The organism is Endozoicomonas sp. ALC020 (assembly GCF_049275935.1).
GTDB lineage: Bacteria > Pseudomonadota > Gammaproteobacteria > Pseudomonadales > Endozoicomonadaceae > Endozoicomonas_A.
Genome location: NZ_CP184830.1, coordinates 954,824 through 974,244, shown reverse-complemented (window position 1 = coordinate 974,244; position 19,421 = coordinate 954,824). Strand labels below are relative to the sequence as shown.

The window sequence follows — 19,421 nt, the reverse complement described above, 5'->3', positions numbered from 1 at the left end:
TATTGGAGGGTTATCCGAAACCATTAAAGGGAAATCACTGGTCTCGAATAACTCATCACGATCCGGCTACTACCTTGTCCATCACTGCGTCACAAAGCGAATTCAAATTCACGCTGTGCAAAAACTCCTTGGCAATTTTTGTCAGCTCGTGGGGTTTGAGCACCAGGGCGGTGCTGGCGTTTTGAACCTGCTTTAAGTAGTCAACCTTAACAAAACACTGAAAATCGAAAGAGCTTCCAATTCGATCCATCATGGCATACAGCTCTTTGGCTGAGGATGGGTCACGAGAGCCATAGCAGCTGCCCGGATCATGCGACCCGTTGATGAGTGCATTACCCCAGCAATACGTTAAATGACCACCCTCCGAGAGTGTCAAGTCACAGAGATAATGACAGAAGGCCTGCTCAACCGCTTCCCGACATTTATCTTTCAGGCTATATTGCGTATCTGTCGCAAAAAAGTTATTTATCCTCCCATCTTCGAAGAACTGCTTCATGCGAGGGCTGTTGCTGACTTTTTGAAACAGGGCTTCATACTTTTCACACATGTCTCCGTCGCCCCAGTTAGGTTTCCCCAAGATAATCACCGGACGGCGGTTCACCTTGCCCGACTTTAACTGCTCAAACGCAGGATCATGTACCAACATTCGTTCTATATTCGGAATGCCCTCAGGTACCTCAGTCCAGGCGATCTGCATAGATGGATCGAGAATTTTCTTTTCAAGGAGTGACGAACTGCCATCATGACAATGAGTGATGAAGAAGGCGTTATTTTTTTGCTTTTGGAAGCTTTCATAGACCGGCGGCCATACCTGGCTACTCTTTCCTCTGGGCAATAATTTCCTGTACCACATTTTCAGGCAGTGGGCGGCTCTAACCTTGAGTTCATCGATTCTTTCCAGAGTCAGCAACAGATTATGATGTTCTCTGGTCATCGTAACAGGGTTCTCATCGTCCGGAAGTGGATTAAGCCAACCCGATTTCAGTGCTTCATCGGCAAGGCGAATAAACGAAGGGGTTTCCTCATCACTCTTTGCCAATATATCCACTATTGATTTCATCCACTGGTGAGGGCTGGCTCTGCCCTGAACAATCATTTTTGAATACAATGACCTGAGTGGATCAGTGACCTGATCTTCGTCACTGTCGGACAATATTTGCTTTACTGCTTCCGACATCGGTTTATAGGTATACCCAGGGCCGTAACGCACATCACCGACCAATGCCTGCTCGTCAGGGCCCAGTGCTTCTGCCTCTAGCGACTCTAATAGTGAAACACCCGTTGCAAAACCGGTTAAATCTTTTTTCTCCCAAAGTTTCCTTACTATTTGGGCTTGGCTCAGATCATCGGTTACTGGCAATGCACCGCCTGTTTCAAGAGCTTTCTTCAGCTCCTCAATGCTGATACCACAGGCTTCAGCCAAAGCCTGCTGTTGTGCCGAATCAGCCCCTTTCAGGAGATTCTTAATCCTCCTTGACTCAGTGCCACAACCACTGGCCCAATGGGTGGGCTGGAAGTCAGGCAGGATTTCTGTTGCCTCGACAGGCTCCCCGCCCAAATCCACGAACTCCCAGGTTTGGCCTCCGTCCAGCGAATACTCTGCAAAGGCGTGATCGCAGTTAACAATTTGTCGGCATGGAATCTCAAAATAACGACAAAGAGCGACAAAAACAGGCGTACGGTGACGACAACTGCCTTGCCGCTGTGTTACCAGGAATCGAAACAAATTTTCACCGTACGCTGGTACAGAATCACCGGTAAACTGTTCACAATAGTCCTTGATTGCCTGGATTTGTTGCCTGTTGTCTCTGGCTTTTTCCACTGTCTGCAAAAGCTGCTTTAATTCCTCAGATTGGTCCTTAGTGGCCACAAACGGTTCTTCCAGCACTGTTTTCATACCTTCGCAGCAGTAGGCGTCAAATCGTTTTGATTGTTCCGATAGGGCTTCTTCAGCGGATGTTTTTATGCCAGGCTCCCTGGGTTCTACGACATAAGCAAATTTAATTATCTGGTTGGCTTCGGCTTCTGCAACTGTCAGTGTGTGAAGCCCGGTATATCGGTCCCTGACCAGGGTAAATGGCAATTCGGGTGTTATGCGCAGGGCTACGATATAGTCGTCAGGCGTCAGGCTGGGCAATGCATATCGACCATCGTCCGATGACCATTCAAAGGTCGCCAGCGTTTGATCTGTGGTTAATGTCACTTCCTGGTCAGATTCTGGTAACAGGTCCGGTATCAGGACTTCGGCCCCCTGCATGTGTCGATCATTAATATCGATCCATTTGATATCGCCCCCGGCAGACACAAAAATATCCTTTGCCCACCACCGATACATTCTGGAAGGAAGGCCCGGCCTGTTAAAAATTATATGATTGTCAGTCTGTGACTTACCCCGTTGCCCGTAGCTTGTTCTCCGGTCCAATGCCAGAGCTTCTTCCTCGTGGTCTTCCGGATTGTATTTTTCAGGAGTGTTATCATCGCCAGTCGTCAGGGCTTCGTTAACAGGTTGTGGCTCATGGCTCGTGCTCTGAGCCAATGCCGGAGCCTGTTCCTCGTCGATTTTTGCAGCCCGCGCCTGGTCAACATAATGGTCAGCCAGATGGCTCGGCAGATCACTCAGCTGATGCCAAAATGCAGGCCATAGTTGCACGGGATTGGCGTTCCATGCACTTATCCGCCGATCAGCCTCCCGAAGGTAAGGCTGGTTAGCCGTTAATTTCAGCGTTTGTTGCTGCTCTTCCGTAAGGGGAAATACACGATTAGCGTTTATAGCCGTCTGGCCAAACTCACGATCAAACCAGCTTTGCTGCCAGTGACGGTATATTGCCCCGGTAAGAATATCGGCTGACTCATACGGCTTCAGGGAAAGACCGGATGCCTGCCATCTGGCCTGAGCTACCCTGTCGATGATTTCCGCTTTGGTTTCCTCATCGGTCTGAAGAGCGTTAAAGAAAATTTCATGGTTTTTTTCATCCATACTGATGTGATCGCTGCGTTGTATCAACCAGGGGCGATCAATGCCCGGTATCGTTCGGTTGAACCACTCGCAAAACTCAGTATCAAGCTTACCTCTGGCCATGGCAAAAGCCGATGACCCGGGCAGTTGCTCCAGCGTTCTTCTGGCTGCCATCAGGTAAAGCCTGTAGTGCTGATTGAGGTATTGATGAAGTCTTGTTTTGGTAAAATCACCCCCTCTGTTAATGGCCTTCGCCACATTCTGTAAATCAAGGCTGGTGGGCTGCAACGGCAGTTTTTTCTCTTGCAGGCAGGCCCTCAATCGACAATGCTGCCGGGTCAGCTCTTCAGCTACGCTTTTCCCCTGCTCATTGTGTGGCAACACTTTCTGGGCAATGGTCTGCAGTTCGGTCGGGATGTACTGCCGGATGGGCAAATGTCGAAAACGTCCTTTGAGTGCCGGTGATAAGGGTTTTCGGCCACTGTACTCAGGCGGGTTGATGGTAGCGAACAGGTGGAAACCCGGATGGGCGTCACCGGCCAGAATATCGTTTAACTCACCTTCCAGATGCTGGCTGTCGATCAGATTCATTTCCGAAATGACTACTATGCCGCCATTGACTTTTGCCTTCTGGATCGCTTCACACACTTTCTCCCAGGAACAATCACAGGCATTCAGGTAAAAGACCTCCGGCATCAATTCCTGCCGTTGCTCTGCCTGCTGTCTGACACTTTCAATCATCAGATTCAGCGTGGCATCCTTACCCCGTCCAGCCGGGCCTGCAATCAGTGTCGCCTGACGACCGCCGTGTTTCCTGTCGAGGTGATAAGCCTGCTGACAGCGGCTTAAATCCTGCCCAAGCTGTTGCGCCAGTTCACTGACTGCCGATCCGGAGGTATCAAACTCAGGTCGGTTTTTTTCAGTGAATTGCATGAAGGGCTGCTGTATATCCCTGAGGTTCTGTGTACGAACTCTGTCGCTCAGCGTGTTGTCCAGTTGGTAGCGGGCAGCAAACCAGATTTCCAGTGCCAGCAAGTTATCCTGATAAATCTCGGCGATCTCGGGACCCAGAAGATCCCTAAAGCTCTGCTGGATCAAACTGTTTATTTGCTCACAGGTAACAGGGGCAACGGTGGGCAGCGCACGATCCAGATACCAACCCACCCAGCTGCAGATATCCGTTAAATCCCTGGGGGTAAACTCATGTTCTGGTAACAGTTCCTGATAATATTGCCAGAGAGCCATCACGCTCCCGGTGGTAGTGTGTGCAATGTCGTTTATTTGATGGCGTTGCAAATGACTGAGCAAAGCGGGTTCCACTACTCTGTCCCGAAGGAAAGCCCGGTCCAGACGTGGGTAGTAAGCCCTTGGCAGTTTCTCTTTCAGGGCCGGGTCCATTTGCCGCCCGGCGTAATGATCCGGGTTGCCGGTGAGAATCACCCGGTGTTTCGGGCCGACCTTGACAGGATGACCATTCACATAAATACAGGGTTCCGGTTCCCATAAGCCGTTCAATGATGCCAGTAATCCGGTTTTGGCCAGGTTGGCCTCATCCAACACCAGTGTTATGTATTCGTCGTCTTTGTCGGATTCGATCTTGGCCCATTCCATCAGCGCCCTGTTTTGCTGCGCCATAGAACGGTCGCCGTCGGCGTGTTGTTGCCACTGCCAGCATTTCATCAGGGTCTGTTCGCTGTCGGAAGGTCCAAGGGATATGACCTTGGCCTGTCCTGTAGCCCTGGCCATTTTGGCAGAAAAGTAACTTTTCCCGGTGCCGGTTTCTCCCTGCAGGAATATAACGGGAGAGTCAGCAAATCGTTCATGGAGTCGCGACAATCGACGACTTTCACGATCCTTCTGACTTATCTTGCCGTGATATAGGTCCTGGGCCAGTGCTGACAAAGGCTTATTAGTGGAGCCCGTCCATCTCAGTGATTCAGCCAGTCGATGTTCTATGCGTTCAATGCCTGCTGCGGCAGAATTCGCTGTTCTGGCCCTGTGAAAACAATCGCTGGCCAGCGCCTGAAGGGCATCGGATCGGGTCTGCCCCAATGGCAAAGTTAATTGCCAGCCAGAGGCCAGTGCATCCTGTAAACGTTTAATCTGTCTTGTTGGTCTGATGGCTAACGATTGACAGGGCTCCGTTGCCTTCGGATCAACTTCCAGCTGATAGGCCATTGCTTGTTGTTTTTCTTCAGGCGCATGGGCCAGGATCATGGCACAGAAACTGTCCGGGACTCCTTCTTCGTACCATTGCGGAAATGGATTTTCAAAGGACAGCTGTAAGTCGCCATTAAAGACTGCCGGGTCAAAGGCTCTCGCCAGAGGCCACAGGTTCTGCTCGACAAACGTTCTATCCAACTGCAGGGTGCTACTAATGATGTCATTTAATTGATCCGGATCTACCGAGGCGGCTTGATCCTCATCCGGCGTCTTATCCGGTAACAATTGCCAACAGGCCACTTTCATAAAATCTCGCACGGAGGGGTGCTGCCGGGTGCCATGGGTAATGACGCTATTGATTGCCTTGCGCCAATGGCAGGGCAGGAGATGTGGCGACTGGTCAACCTGCTGTGCTCGCCTGGCGGCCAGAATCAGGTTATTCAATAACCCTTCGGTCATTTCAGGCAGAGGGTTACAAAGGTCAGCAGGTACGGTTCTGAAGGCTGCGTAAAGTTCATTAAGCGCTTGTTCTGGCAGCTCAGTCCGGGAGATTTTATGCCTGAGGACATTGATACCCCAGATATCGATCTCAGGACAAGGGGTGGCTGCGGCGACCATCGAAGCGAATACTGAAGATGGGCTGTTCGCAGACTCAGGCCAGAGTATTGTGACATGAGCCTGTGGGTAGGCCTGTAATTGGCCATTCACCATCAGAGGTTGCCCGACAATCAGGGGCTCCAACAGCTGCTGAAGGCTTGGGTTACCCTCGAGACCCAGCATTACAACCGGCTTGCCAGCCGTTAATGCCTGCTGCAATTGACTCTGGCGTCGCCTGAAATGGGCCTTTAGTTCCGAGGCGATATGGATCTCATCAAATAGCTCGCTGAGGCTGGTCTGGTCATTAACCTGAATGATCAAAGGGGCTTCCAGGTGATCTTTTATCCACTGACTTACCTGGGCATGATGCTGGTAAGTGACGGTACTAAAAGCGGCCTGATTCCTGCCTTTTTTATCTTGCTGATGGCTCCCGGGGAGCGGGCACTCATCATTTTCTGTCAATCCCAGGGCTTCCGGTTGTTGCCTTGAATTGACCACCTGAAGCCGAGGCTCCATGCCGGTCGTTTCGCGAATGGTCTGCAGTGAACCCAGCAAACGAAACCAGAGTGCCTCAGTGAGGGGAGAGGTTACGGTGACGATCCCTCCCGACCGAACCTGTTCCAAAAGACAGCTGTTAGGGACGGCATAACCTTCCGGGGCAATGGCAATCGGGCTCAGCCATTCCCTGATATTGCTCTGGTTAATGATGATCGGGTTTCGTGGTGCGTCGAGGGAAAGTCCTTCCTCATCGTGTTTGTCAAAAGAGCAGGACAGGCTTTGGAACAGTGAATGAAGCTCGTCATTCCCCACCGGCATTTGATAAAACTGAACATCGTCCGGTAACTGACAGACTTTCCCGTTGCTCTCAAAACGCTGTTGCGCCAACATTCGTCGGATCGTCTGTTCAAAGGCCAGGTCCTCCCAGTCGGCCCCTTTCAGAATTACCCGTTGCCCAGCCCTTAATGACTCAAGCCTGCCGGGGGTGTGCTGGATTCGTCCCTGTTTATCGACTCCGGGGCCACCCAGCAGCAACTGTCGCCAGTTATTGTGAAAGTGGCAGTCAATTAGAAGGGTATTGCCGTCTATAGCGCTTTCGGCAGAAGGGAATTCAGCCAATAGCGGAGGAACCTCGTCGGTTTCCATCAACGGCTCATTGCTGGTTTTTGTGTCAAACTGCCAGGTATTGTCCGGTCGATTAATTCGCCGCCAGAAGTCTGCACCCGGTGCGCTGCCCGCAGGCGCATCGCCATGCTGGCCAACCGCCGCCAATTGCCCAGGGTCTGCCAGGACCAGCAGAGAAACATGGGGTCCCAGAGGGCGTTTCTGCTGACTGACTTTGTCATACAGACAGGGGTTATCCGGGTCCAGCAGGTCGTTAAATTTTGGTAGCTCATCGCTGCTGAGTTTTCGGATATCTATCACCAGGGTTAATGGCTGTGAAGCCTCAAACAGCTTGCCTGAACGCAGAGTCTGGCGACCGTCGCCGGAAATGCTCAACCGGGTCACCAGATTAGCCTGTGAAAGGTCATCGGGGTGAGAAATGAGGGTGACATCCTGATGTTCATCGCCGGTCTGGGCAATTAAAAGCTGTCGAACTTCATCATCATGGGCGACAAAACGAAAATCGAAGGCATGAGGATTTTTTTGCAGTGAGGAATCCGTTGAGGATACGGTTCTCGCTTTGTCAGGCATTGCCAACGGAGAGGGCGATGTCTTTAGTTTGGACGTCACCTGGTAGCAGATTTCTATGCCCTTTTCTTTTTCCTCCGATGATGGCTTGGCTGGCAAATGTCCATCAGGCACGTATCTCTTAAGAGCAGAGCTGTCTGTTTTTTCACCAATCTGGCCATCCATAATCAATCTCTCTCTCTAAGGACTGCTTGAAGTTGTTTTGTTGTTTGACCTTCAGACAGGAGAAAAGTTCTATTTGCAGGGCTCTGTAGGGGACACTCGGGGATGACAAGGCTAGAGGGGGCACCGGGCAGTATGGTTCTGGTGGTGAGTCAGTTTGGATTCCCGCCTTCGCGGGAATGACGGGAGTGAAGATGGGAATGACGGGAGTGAAGCTGGGAATGACGGGAGTGAAGAAGGGAATGACGGGAGTGAAGACGGGAAAGAGTATGTGGTCGTCATTCCCGCGAAGGCGGGAATCCAGCGCCAACATAGGGTCACCGACTTCTCCGGCATGACAAGGCCAGGGAGTCACCGGGCAGTATGGTTCTGGTGGTGAGTCAGTTTGGATTCCCGCCTTCGCGGGAATGACGGGAGTGAAGATGGGAATGACGGGAGTGAAGCTGGGAGTGACGGGAGTGAAGCTGGGAGTGACGGGAGTGAAGCTGGGAATGACGGGAGTGAAGCTGGGAATGACGGGAGTGAAGCTGGGAGTGACGGGAGTGAAGACGGGAAAGAGTATGTGGTCGTCATTCCCGCGAAGGCGGGAATCCAGCGCCAACATAGGGTCACCGACTTCTCCGGCATGACAAGGCCAGGGAGTCACCGGGCAGTATGGTTCTGGTGGTGAGTCAGTTTGGATTCCCGCCTTCGCGGGAATGACGGGAGTGAAGCTGGGAATGACGGGAGTGAAGCTGGGAATGACGGGAGTGAAGACGGGAAAGAGTATGTGGTCGTCATTCCCGCGAAGGCGGGAATCCAGCGCCAACATAGGGTCACCGACTTCTCCGGCATGACAAGGCCAGGGAGTCACCGGGCAGTATGGTTCTGGTGGTGAGTCAGTTTGGATTCCCGCCTTCGCGGGAATTACGGGAGTGAAGAAGGGAATGACGGGAGTGAAGCTGGGAATGACGGGAGTGAAGATGGGAATGACGGGAGTGAAGAAGGGAATGACGGGAGTGAAGACGGGAATGACGGGAGTGAAGACGGGAAAGAGTATGTGGTCGTCATTCCCGCGAAGGCGGGAATCCAGCGCCAACATAGGGTCACCGACTTCTCCGGCATGACAAGGCCAGGGAGTCACCGGGCAGTATGGTTCTGGTGGTGAGTCAGTTTGGATTCCCGCCTTCGCGGGAATGACGGGAGTGAAGCTGGGAATGACGGGAGTGATGCTGGGAGTGACGGGAGTGAAGCTGGGAGTGAAGGGAGTGAAGACGGGAAAGAGTATGTGGTCGTCATTCCCGCGAAGGCGGGAATCCAGCGCCAACATAGGGTCACCGACTTCTCCGGCATGACAAGGTCAGGGAGTCACCGGGCAGTATGGTTCTGGTGGTGAGTCAGTTTGGATTCCCGCCTTCGCGGGAATGACGGGAGTGAAGCTGGGAATGACGGGAGTGAAGCTGGGAATGACGGGAGTGAAGAAGGGAATGACGGGAGTGAAGCTGGGAATGACGGGAGTGAAGACGGGAAAGAGTATGTGGTCGTCATTCCCGCGAAGGCGGGAATCCAGCGCCAACATAGGGTCACCGACTTCTCCGGCATGACAAGGTCAGGGAGTCACCGGGCAGTATGGTTCTGGTGGTGAGTCAGTTTGGATTCCCGCCTTCGCGGGAATGACGGGAGTGAAGCTGGGAATGACGGGAGTGATGCTGGGAGTGACGGGAGTGAAGCTGGGAGTGACGGGAGTGAAGACGGGAAAGAGTATGTGGTCGTCATTCCCGCGAAGGCGGGAATCCAGCGCCAACATAGGGTCACCGACTTCTCCGGCATGACAAGGTCAGGGAGTCACCGGGCAGTATGGTTCTGGTGGTGAGTCAGTTTGGATTCCCGCCTTCGCGGGAATGACGGGAGTGAAGATGGGAATGACGGGAGTGAAGCTGGGAATGACGGGAGTGAAGCTGGGAATGACGGGAGTGAAGCTGGGAATGACGGGAGTGAAGACGGGAAAGAGTATGTGGTCGTCATTCCCGCGAAGGCGGGAATCCAGCGCCAACATAGGGTCACCGACTTCTCCGGCATGACAAGGCCAGGAAGTCACCGGGCAGTATGGTTCTGGTGGTGAGTCAGTTTGGATTCCCGCCTTCGCGGGAATGACGGGAGTGAAGATGGGAATGACGGGAGTGAAGATGGGAATGACGGGAGTGAAGATGGGAATGACGGGAGTGAAGCTGGGAATGACGGGAGTGAAGCTGGGAATAGTGGAGGTAAAACTCGGGGGGGGGATTTTGCAAGCGGTCACTGAATATTATCCCACAGGTCATTCCATTGTAGGTTTTCTTTTTCAATCAAATTAATCTTCCACTGGCGATTCCATTTCTTCAGCTGTTTTTCGCGGATAATGGCCGACTCCATCGTTTCATGCTGCTCAAAGTAAACCAGCTTGTGAACGCTATATTCTGCTGTAAAACCAGGAGCCAGGTTGTTTTTGTGTTGCCATATCCTCTGAATCAGGTGACTGGTTACACCAATATACAGTACTTCCATTTCTCTTGCTGGCAAGTATGTAAACGCAAGGCTGCTTAAGCATTGATACTCCTTCGATCGTCATTCTCTCAAAGGCGGGAACCATTCAGCTTGAGTTAATAAGCTTGCAGTTTGCTGGCGAGTGCCCACTCTCCCTTTTATATCAAGATTCGTTACGAAATTGTCTCTCACAGAGTTTGCAGGGCTACCCGAAACCATTAAAAGAAATCACCGGTCTCGAAAACTCATCACGATCCGGCTACTACCTGTTCACGCAATGCGTCACAAAGCGAATTCAAATTCACGCTGTGCAAAAACTCTTCGGCGATGGTGCTCATCTCATCGGATTTGAGTACCAGTGCGTTATTGGCGTTGTGTGCCTGACGCAAGTAGTTATCCTTAACAGATTCCTGAAACTCGGAAGAGCTCTTTATTTCAAGCATCATGGCATGCAGCTCTTCTGGTGAGGATGGGGCATGAGCGCCATAGCTGTGTTTTTGCCAGCCCTCCACATCAGCATCGGCCCAGCAATAGGTTAAGCAACCGCCTTTCGAGTGTGTCAATCCATAGAGATAATGACTGAAGGCCTGCTGAATCGCTTTCCTGCAGTTGTCTCGTAAATTTCCCACAAGAACATTCTCCCTGAGTGAAAGCTTAAGGGTTTCCAGAATGGCTTCGTACCTGCTTAGGATAACAGACCTTTTTTTCTGATATTCTTCTTCCAGAGTTCGATCTCGCAGACGATCCGGGACTTTGTTGCGATCTCTTAGCAACGCTGCAAGAGTGTTTTGGAGTTGCTTTTCTGTTGCCTGCACTTGATTGAGTCTTTCCAATAAATGCTTCAGGTCTGGACGGTTCTCAGCGAGTTGTTGTAACAGGGCATCGACCTTTTCATTTAACAGTGTATCGTCCCAGGAATTGCCCCAGGAAGGCTGCCCCAAGATAATCACCGGACGATGATTCGCCTTGCCCGAGATTGACTTCACAAAGGCAGGATGGCGCAGCAGCATCCGATCTATACATGGAACGCCCTCAGGTTCGTCCGTCCAGTCTTTTTTTACAGATGAGCTGATAATTTGATCTTCCAGAGATCGTGAAAAACCATCATGACAATGAGAGACCAGCGAGGTCCTGACTTTTCCCCACCGGGGGTTTTCATAAGCCCGCTGCCATAGCCCGCAATTTTTTTCTCTGGACAGAAATACCCTATAGAACTTTTTCAGGCATTGGTCGGCTGCAACCTTCATTTCATCGATACCTTGCAGACGCACTAATAGCTCATGGTGCTCACGGAAATCTGCATGATTTCTAAAAAAGGTCGGCACACTATCCAGCCAACCCGATGTCAAAGCCTTTTGGGCAAAGTCAATAACCGGGGGCCTGGTCAGGTCACTGTTTATCAGAATTTTCACCATTGAAAACAACCAATGTATAGGGTTTTCTTTGCCCTGAACAATCATTTTTGAGTGCAATATCCTGAGTGGTTCAGTGACCTGGTCTTCATCACTGTCAGACAAGATTTGTTTGACTGCCTCCGACATCGGTCTTCTGTAGGTATTTAAATCCCTGTCAGACACAAGACCGACCAGACCTTTCTCTTCAAAGCTCAATGCTTCTGTCTCCAGCGACTCCAGGATTAAGACACCCATGGAAAAACCGGTTAAATCTTTTCTGTTCCAAAGGTTCACTACCATTTTGGCAATGCTTAGATGGGCTGCAGGCAATTCACAGCCTGTCTCAAGAGCTTTGTCCAGTTCTTCAGGACTTATGCCACAGGCTTTGGCCAGGGTTTGCTGTTGTGCCAGATCAGCACTCTTCATAAGACCCTGCAGGAGATTGCTTTTCTTCTTTAACTCAGTGCCAGAACCAGAGAACCTTTTGATGGGCTGGAAGTCAGGCAGAATTTCTGTTATTACGCCAGGCCTCCCGCCCAAATCCGCTGACGTCCAGGTTTGGCCGCTATCCGTGGAATACTCTGCAAAGGCGTGGACATTGTTAACCATTTGTCGGCATGGAATCCCAAAATAACGACAAAAAGCAATAAAAACAGGTACACGATGACGACAGCTCCCCTGCCGCCGGGTTACGAGGAAGTGAAAGAAATTTTGATTGTGCCCGGGTGCAGCAGCGCCGGAAAACTCTGTGCAATAGTCCTTGATTGCCTTAATCCGTTCCGTCGTGTCTTTGGCTGTTTTTATTCTTAGCAGGGGCTCCTGTATTTCGGTTGGTTGCAGGCTAATGTTCTCAAGCACTCCTTTCATTACTGCCTTCATACCTGCGGAACAGAGGGCGTCAAGACGGTTTGATGCGTTTGATCGGACTTCTTCGGTAGAAGTTTTTTTGTCTGGTTTTCGGGATTCTACGACATAAGCAAATCGAATACTCTGGTTGGCTCTGGCCCCCGGAACAAACACTGTATGAAGCCCGGTATATCGGTCTCTGACCAGGGTAAATGGCAATTCGGGTGTTATGCGCAGTGCCACTATATAGTCATCAGGCTTCAGGCTGGGCAAGGTATAGCGACCATTCCTCGGTGAACAGTCAAAGGTCCCCAGCGTTTGTTTGCTGGCTAATGTCACTGGCTGCTCATGTTCTGGTAAGAGGGCAGGTATGATGACTTCGGCCCCCTGTATGTGTCTGTCATTGATGCTGATCGCTTCGACTTCGCCCTCAGGAGACACATAAATATCTTCTGCCCACCATCGATACAGCTCGATAGAAGGGTAATTCTGATGAAAAATTATATAATCGATATGCCGTAACTCACCCAGGTTCTTATAGTCAGTGATATGGTCCAATGTCGGAGTCTGAGCTACAAGGGCTTGCGGATTGCATTTTTCAGGCGCTTTATTTGCAGGCTGTGGCTCATGGTTCGGTCTCTGACCCAATGCCGGAGCCTGTACCTCGTGGACTTGTGGCATGTCTTCTGCGGGAGCCTTATCACCGCCAACAGCTGATGCCTGGTTGCTAAAATCGTCAGTCAAATGATTCAGCAGAGCACTGATCTGAAGCCAGAACCCGGGCCAACATTGAACTTCATCGTCTTTCCACGCGCTTATCCGCTGATCAGCCGCCTGAAGATAAGGCTGGTTAGCTGTCATTTTCAGCGTTTGTTTCTCTTCTGCCGTCAGGGGAAATACGCTGGCAGCGTCAACGCCCGTCTGGTCAAACAGACGGTCGAACCAGCATCGCTGCCAGTGTCGGTACAGTGCCCGGGTGAGAATATCGTCGGACTCATTCGGCTTCAGGGAAAGACCAGATGCCTGCCACCTGACCTGAGCCACCCTCGTAATGATTTCCTTTTTGGTTTGCTCTACAGAAAGATCAGTGTTGATACAAATTTCATGGTTTGTTTCATCAATACTGTTGCGATCGCTGCCTCGTATCAACCACGGGCGATCGATCCTGGGGACCTTTTCGTTGAACCATTGGCAAAGTCCGGAATCAAGCTCATTTTTACCCATGGCAAGCGTTGCTGACCTGGGCAGTTTGTCCAGTGATAGGTTGGCGGCCATCAGATAAAGCCGGTAGTGCTGATTGAGGCATTGATGAACGGCTTTTTCGGTATAATCGCCTCCTCTCTTAACAGCCATGGCGACATTCTGTAAATCGCGACTGGTTGGCTGTAACGGCAGGTTTTTCCGTTGCAGGCAGGCCCTTAAAAGACAATGTTTTTCTGTTAGCTTTTTAGCGACGAATTTCCCTTTTGAGGACTCTGGCAACACTTTCCCGGCAATGTTCTGCAATTCTGCCGAGTTATACTGGCGGATCGGCAAATGTCGAAAACGCCCTTTCAACGCCGGTGATAAGGGTTTTCGCCCGCTGTATTCTGGCGGGTTGATGGTGGCGAACAGGTGGAAGCCCGGATGAGCATCGCCGGCCAGAATATCGTTCAACTCACCTTCCAGATGCTGGCTGTCGATCAGGTTCATTTCTGAAATCACCACGATGCCGCCTTCCACTTTTGCTTTCCGGATCGCTTCACACACTTTATCCCAGGAACAATCACAGGCATTCAGGAGAAATATCTCTGGCATGGTTTCTCCCTTTTTCTCAGCCTGCTGTTTGACACTGTTGATCATCAGATTCAGCGTCGCATCCTTACCCCGCCCGGCCGGGCCCTGAATCAGGGTCGCCTGACGGCCGCCGTGTTTTATCTCGCGATGATTAGCCTGCTGACAGCGACTTAAATCCTGTCCCAGCCCTTGTACCAGCTCAATGACTGCTGATCCGGAGGTATCAAACTCAGGTCGGAATTCTTTGGTGAATGCTTCGAAGTCCCGCTGAATATCTGGCAGGGTGTGGTTATGAACTTTGTTGCGCAGGGTGTTGTCCAGTGGGTAACGGGCGGCAAACCAGATTTCCAGTGCTGAAAGGGCATCCTGTTGAGTCTCGCTGATTTCGGGACCCAGTAGATCCCGGAAACTTTGCCGGATCAAACTGTTCATTTGCTCACAGCTGGCACTCTCTCCTTCGGATAACGCACGATCCAGATACCAGCCCACCCAACTGCAGATATCGGTCAAATCCCTGGGAGTAAACTCATGCTCGGGCAACAGTTCCTGATAATATTGCCACAGTGCCATCACGCTCACTGCAGCATCGGGTAGAATTTTGTTTATTTGAGGTCCTGTCAGATGCCGTTGTAACTGATTGACCAGCGCCGGTTCCACCACTCTGTCCCGAAGGAAAGCCTGGTCCAGACGAGGGTAGTAAGCTCTGGGCAGTTTCTCCTTCAGCGCCGGGTCAAGCTGGCGCCCGGAGTAATGATCCGGGTTGCCGGTGAGGATTACCCGGTGTTTTGCGCTGACTTTGACAGGATGAGCATTCACATAAATGCAGGGTTCCGGTTCCCACAAGCCGTTCAATGACGCCAGCAATCCGGCTTTGGTCAGGTTAGCCTCATCCAGCACCAGGGTTATATATTCTCCATCCTTGTCGGATTCGGTATCGGCCCATTCCATCAATGCCCGTTTTTGCTGCGTCATAGAGCGGTCGCCGTCAGCGTGCTCTTGCCACTGCCAGCGTTTCATCAGGGTCTGCTCGCTGTCAGAAGGTCCAAGGGAGATGACCCTGGCCTGTCCTGAAGCCTTTGCCATTTTGGCGGAAAAGTAGCTTTTCCCGGTGCCGGTTTCCCCTTCAAGGAAGATAACGGGAGAGTCTGCAAGACGGTCATGGAGTCGGGATAATCGACGACTTTCACGATCCTTCTGACCTGTTTCGCCGTGATAAAGATCATGGGCCAGTGCTGACAGGAGTTGATCAGTGGAACCCGGCCATTGCATTGATTGAGACAGTCGATTTTCTATGCGTTCAATGCGTTCTGCGACGGGATTCTCTGTGACATATTCTCCCCTGGCAATGTGGAAACAATCGCTGGCCAGGGCCTGAATAACATCGGATCGGGTCTGACCTGATGGAAGAGTTAACTGCCAGCCAGAAGCCAGTGCATCCTGTAAACGTTTGATCTGTCTTGATGGCCTGATGGCTAACGCTGGACATTGCCTTGTTGCCTCCGAAGGGACTTGCAACTGGTACGCTATTGCCTGTCGCTGTGCTTCAGGCCCATGGGCCACGATCAGGGCACAGAGCCTGTTGAACACTTCTTTTTTATCCCACGTAAAAAATGGTTTTTCATAGGACAGATAAAATGTTTCATTAAATGCAGCCGGGTCAAAGGCTCTGGTCAGTGACCACAGGTTCCGCGTCACAAACGCTCTATCCAACTGCCGGGTACTGTTGATGATGGCCGCTAACTGATCCGGGTCTGCTGTGGCAGCCTGATCCTCATCCGGCAGTAACTGCCTGCAAGCCCATTTCATAAAATCACGTACTGACGGATTCTGCCGGGTGCCATGGGTGATGACACTATTGATAGCCTTGCGCCAGTGGCGGGGTAAAAGCTGCAGGGAGTGGTCAACCTGCTGTGCTCGTCGGGCGGCCAGTATCAGGTTATGCAACAACCCTTCGGTCATTTCAGGCAGAGGGTTAGATAGTTTGTCTGGCACGGTTGCAAACGCTCCGTAAAGCTTATCAAGCGCTTGCTCTGGCAGCTGGGACCGGGGGATATTATGCTGGTCGGCATTGATATCCCAGAGATCGATTTCGGGGCAGGGTTTACCCGTGGCAAGCTTCAAACGAAAGACTGGCGATGGGCTTTTGGCAGACTCAGGCCAGAGCAGGGTGATATGAGCCTGCGGGTAGGCGTGTAATTGACCATTCACCAGCAGAGGCTGACCAGCAAACAGAGGTTCCAGCAGCTGCTGAAGGGTTGGATTAGTTTCGAGTCCCAGGAATACCACCGGCCTGCCAGCGGTTAATGCTTTCTGCAAGCCACTCTCACGTTGTCCAAAATGGGCCTTTTGCTCCGAGGTGATGTGGATATTATCAAATAGCTGGCTGAAGCCGGTCTGTTCATTGATCTGGATGACCAGAGCTGTCCCACGGTGACGGTTGATCCAATGACTGGCCTGGGCAGGTTGCCGATAAGTGACTGCCTCAAAATTATCCTGATCTCTGACTTTTTTCTGTAACTGAGGGCTTTCGGACAGAGGACCCTCATCGTTTTCTGCTAATCCCAGCGCTTCCGGCTGCTGCTGCGAATGAGCCACCTGAAGTCGCGGCTCCAGACCGGTTGTCTCATGAATTGTCTGCAGTGAACCCAGCAAACGAAACCAGAGTGCCTCAGTGAGGGGAGAGGTTAGGGTGACTGTCCCACCCGCCTGAACCTGTTCCAACAGACGGGTGTTAGGCACGGCATAGCCTGCCGGGGTAATGGCAATCGGGCTCAGCCAATCGTTGAGGTTACTCTGGTTAATGATGATCGGATTTTCTGATGAATGATCAGAGCAGGACAGACTTTGGAACAGTGAATGAAGCTCGTCCTTCCCCACCGGCACCTGATAAAACTGAACATCGTCGGGTAATGGACAGATCTTCCCATTGCTCTCAAAGCATTGTTGCGCCAGCATTTGCCGAATCGTCTGTTCAAAGGCCAGATCCTGCCAGTCGGCCCCTTTCAGAATCACCCGTTGTCCAGCCCTTAATGACTCAAGCCTGCCGGGGATGTGCCGGATTCGGCCCTGTTGATCCACCCCGGGGCCACCCAGCAGCAACTGCCGCCAGTTGCAGTGTAAGTGGCAGTCAATAAGAAGGGTATTGTCGTCTATAGCGCTTTCGGCAGGAGGGAGTTCAGCCAATACCGGAGGAACCGCGTCGATTTTCATCGATGGCTCATTGCTGGTTTTTGCGTCAAATTGCCAGGTATTGTCCGGTCGATTAATTCGTCGCCAGAAGTCAGCTCCCGGTGCGTCGTCACGCTGGCCTACCGATGCCAACTGTTCAGGACCTGCCACGACCAATAGAGAAACATGCTCGCCCAGAGTGCGTTTCGTCTGGCTGACTGCGTCATACAAACAAGGGTTATCCGGGTCCAGAAGATCGTTAAATTTAGGCAGTTCATCGCTGGTGAGCTTTCGGATATCCATTACCAGGGTGAATGGCTTTGAACCTTCAAACAACTTGCCTGAACCCAGAGTGTGGCGACCATCGTCGGAAATGCACAACCGGTTCACCAGGCTGGCCTGTGAGAGGTCATCGGGGTGGGAAATAAGTGTGACATCGCGATGCGCATCGCAGGTTTGGGCAACCAAAAGCTGTCGAACCTCATTATCATTGGCGACAAAACGAAAATCGAAGGCATGAGGGGACTTTTGTGAGGCTACAGCTCTCGCCTTGTCAGGCGTCATAATCTGAGATGACGATAGATTAAGTTGGTCACTGAAATCAGTGCAAACAGCTTTAACCGTAGGCGATAAGTCCAAATCCAGCCTTGGCCTCTTGGCTGGCACGTCACTACCCGGAACGGGTTTGTTGATTTCTCTACCAATCTGACCATCCATAATCAATCTTTCTCCCGGAGGACTGCTTGAATTTGTTTAATCGTTTGACCTTCAGACAGGAGAAAAGTTCTATTTGGAGGGTTACCCGAAACCAGTAAAGGAAATCACTGGTCTCGAAAAATGCATTATGACCAAACAATTAACAAGTATTCAGTGACTCACAAAGCGAATTCAAATTCACACTGTGCAAAAACTCTTGGCAATTTTTGTCAGCTCACGGGGTTTGAGCATCAGGGTGTTGCTGGCGTTTTAAACCTGCTTTAAAAGACGTCAAAAATTGCGTTCATGGTAAATACATAATATATACTTTGTTAGTATCAAACAAAGTGAGAGTTGCCCATGTCAAAACAATCTGTTTTCACCATGAAAATTGATTCTGAGCTCAGAGCTGATTTCATTGCAGAAAGCGAGGCTATTCACCGGCCTGCATCGCAGGTAGTCAGGGAGCTAATGAGAGAATTTATTGAACGTCAAAAAAAAGCTCGCGAATATGATGAATACTTGCAAGCCAAGGTAAATGCAGGAAGAAAGTCCATGAATGCCGGTAATGGTCGGGATAATCATGAAGTTGAAGCGGAATTTGCAGCGCTTCGCGCAAACGCAGCAAATCGTTCATGAGAGTAATTTGGACACCTGAAGCCAGTCAAGACCGTATGGATATTTGGGATTACTTGGTTGCTAAAAACTCGCAAGCGGCGATAGATATGGATGAACGATTCAGTGAAGCCGCCGAAATTCTGGGCACTCATCCGATGTCTGGCCATCGGGGGAAAATATCAGGGACACGTGAACTGATCCCGCATGAGCACTATCGGCTTGTTTATGAAATAGCGGCTGATACAGTCTGGGTACTGGCATTGGTACATACTTCCAGACTGTGGCAATCCGACAATGGTGGCTGTACTTGACATCCTCCCCGCCGTAAAGAGGGTGTCGCAAAACTCTCTACAGCTTGGGAACGAGGTGATCTCAAAACATCCGCCGCACGATTTACTCCGAAAGTGTCAACTTGCAGCCATCCCGTTCCCTCGCTCTGAGGCTGTCGCAAAACTCTGGTTCCCGCCTTCACCCCCGTCATTCCCAACTTCATTCTCGTCATTCCCGATTTCATTCCCGTCATTCCCGATTTCATTCCCGTCATTCCCGATTTCATTCCCGTCATTCCCGCGAAGGCGGGAATCCAGCGCCAAAGGTGGATCTCTGCCTTCTCGGGGATGACAAGGCCAGGGGGACACCGGGCAGTATGGTTCTGGTGGAGAGTCAGTGTGGATTCCCGCCTTCGCGGGAATGACGAGAATGAAGCCGGCAATGACGGGAGTCAACGCGTTCCCACGCCGGAGAGAGTTTTGCAACACCCTCGCTTCTGCGTGGGAATGCATACCTCCCCTGAAAAGCCTACTCTGCAGCGCGAGATGGGTATGGGTTCCTGCGCTGGGACCCAAAGGCCTGAA

The 19,421-nt window shown here is 51.3% G+C and carries 10 protein-coding genes; 2 read left to right on the top strand and 8 right to left on the bottom strand.

Features of this window, described 5'->3' with window-relative positions; all coding sequences use genetic code 11:
- Positions 1-55: 55 nt before the first annotated feature.
- From ACOJUO_RS03455 to ACOJUO_RS03425, 7 genes are all read right to left on the bottom strand, one after another.
- Entirely contained in the window at positions 56-7,570 is a 7,515-nt protein-coding gene (locus tag ACOJUO_RS03455; RefSeq protein WP_422138916.1) for an AAA family ATPase, read from the bottom strand.
- On the bottom strand, positions 7,551-8,876 hold the full coding sequence (locus tag ACOJUO_RS03450) for a hypothetical protein (protein WP_422138915.1): 1,326 nt from the start codon (positions 8,874-8,876) through the stop codon (positions 7,551-7,553). The genes ACOJUO_RS03455 and ACOJUO_RS03450 overlap by 20 nt, the downstream gene beginning before the upstream one ends.
- A 30-nt stretch (positions 8,877-8,906) precedes the next feature.
- Positions 8,907-9,125, bottom strand: coding sequence for a hypothetical protein (locus tag ACOJUO_RS03445; protein ID WP_422138914.1), 219 nt, complete (start codon positions 9,123-9,125; stop codon positions 8,907-8,909).
- A gap of 30 nt (positions 9,126-9,155) precedes the next feature.
- A complete protein-coding gene (locus ACOJUO_RS03440) occupies positions 9,156-9,353 on the bottom strand; it encodes a hypothetical protein (RefSeq protein WP_422138913.1) in 198 nt (65 codons plus the stop codon).
- Between the two features lie 30 nt (positions 9,354-9,383).
- Entirely contained in the window at positions 9,384-9,845 is a 462-nt protein-coding gene (locus ACOJUO_RS03435; protein WP_422138912.1) for a hypothetical protein, read from the bottom strand.
- Positions 9,842-10,090 (bottom strand): GIY-YIG nuclease family protein, encoded by a 249-nt coding sequence (locus tag ACOJUO_RS03430; protein ID WP_422138911.1) that lies wholly within the window; start codon positions 10,088-10,090, stop codon positions 9,842-9,844. Before ACOJUO_RS03430 ends, ACOJUO_RS03435 begins: the two co-directional genes overlap by 4 nt.
- 227 nt (positions 10,091-10,317) lie before the next feature.
- Positions 10,318-17,970, bottom strand: coding sequence for an AAA family ATPase (locus ACOJUO_RS03425; protein ID WP_422138910.1), 7,653 nt, complete (start codon positions 17,968-17,970; stop codon positions 10,318-10,320).
- 339 nt (positions 17,971-18,309) lie between these two features.
- On the opposite strand from ACOJUO_RS03425, the gene ACOJUO_RS03420 reads away from it, so the two are divergent.
- Entirely contained in the window at positions 18,310-18,588 is a 279-nt protein-coding gene (locus ACOJUO_RS03420) for a CopG family ribbon-helix-helix protein (RefSeq protein WP_422135355.1), read from the top strand.
- Positions 18,585-18,878: a type II toxin-antitoxin system RelE/ParE family toxin gene (locus ACOJUO_RS03415; RefSeq protein ID WP_422135354.1), complete on the top strand. Its 294-nt coding sequence runs from the start codon at positions 18,585-18,587 to the stop codon at positions 18,876-18,878. Before ACOJUO_RS03420 ends, ACOJUO_RS03415 begins: the two co-directional genes overlap by 4 nt.
- 96 nt (positions 18,879-18,974) lie before the next feature.
- Here ACOJUO_RS03415 and ACOJUO_RS03410 read toward each other — a convergent pair whose 3' ends face one another.
- Complete coding sequence (locus ACOJUO_RS03410) at positions 18,975-19,292, bottom strand: hypothetical protein (RefSeq protein WP_422138909.1); 318 nt, start codon at positions 19,290-19,292, stop codon at positions 18,975-18,977.
- Positions 19,293-19,421 lie beyond the last annotated feature (129 nt).

Excerpts from the sequence above, each read along its gene's own strand:
- ACOJUO_RS03430 (WP_422138911.1), bottom strand. The coding sequence starts at position 10,090 with ATGGAAGTACTGTATATTGGTGTAACCAGTCACCTGATTCAGAGGATA.
- ACOJUO_RS03420 (WP_422135355.1), top strand. The coding sequence starts at position 18,310 with ATGTCAAAACAATCTGTTTTCACCATGAAAATTGATTCTGAGCTCAGA.
- ACOJUO_RS03445 (WP_422138914.1), bottom strand. The coding sequence starts at position 9,125 with ATGTTGGCGCTGGATTCCCGCCTTCGCGGGAATGACGACCACATACTC.
- ACOJUO_RS03455 (WP_422138916.1), bottom strand. The coding sequence starts at position 7,570 with ATGGATGGCCAGATTGGTGAAAAAACAGACAGCTCTGCTCTTAAGAGA.
- ACOJUO_RS03450 (WP_422138915.1), bottom strand. The coding sequence starts at position 8,876 with ATGTTGGCGCTGGATTCCCGCCTTCGCGGGAATGACGACCACATACTC.
- ACOJUO_RS03440 (WP_422138913.1), bottom strand. The coding sequence starts at position 9,353 with ATGTTGGCGCTGGATTCCCGCCTTCGCGGGAATGACGACCACATACTC.
- ACOJUO_RS03425 (WP_422138910.1), bottom strand. The coding sequence starts at position 17,970 with ATGGATGGTCAGATTGGTAGAGAAATCAACAAACCCGTTCCGGGTAGT.
- ACOJUO_RS03415 (WP_422135354.1), top strand. The coding sequence starts at position 18,585 with ATGAGAGTAATTTGGACACCTGAAGCCAGTCAAGACCGTATGGATATT.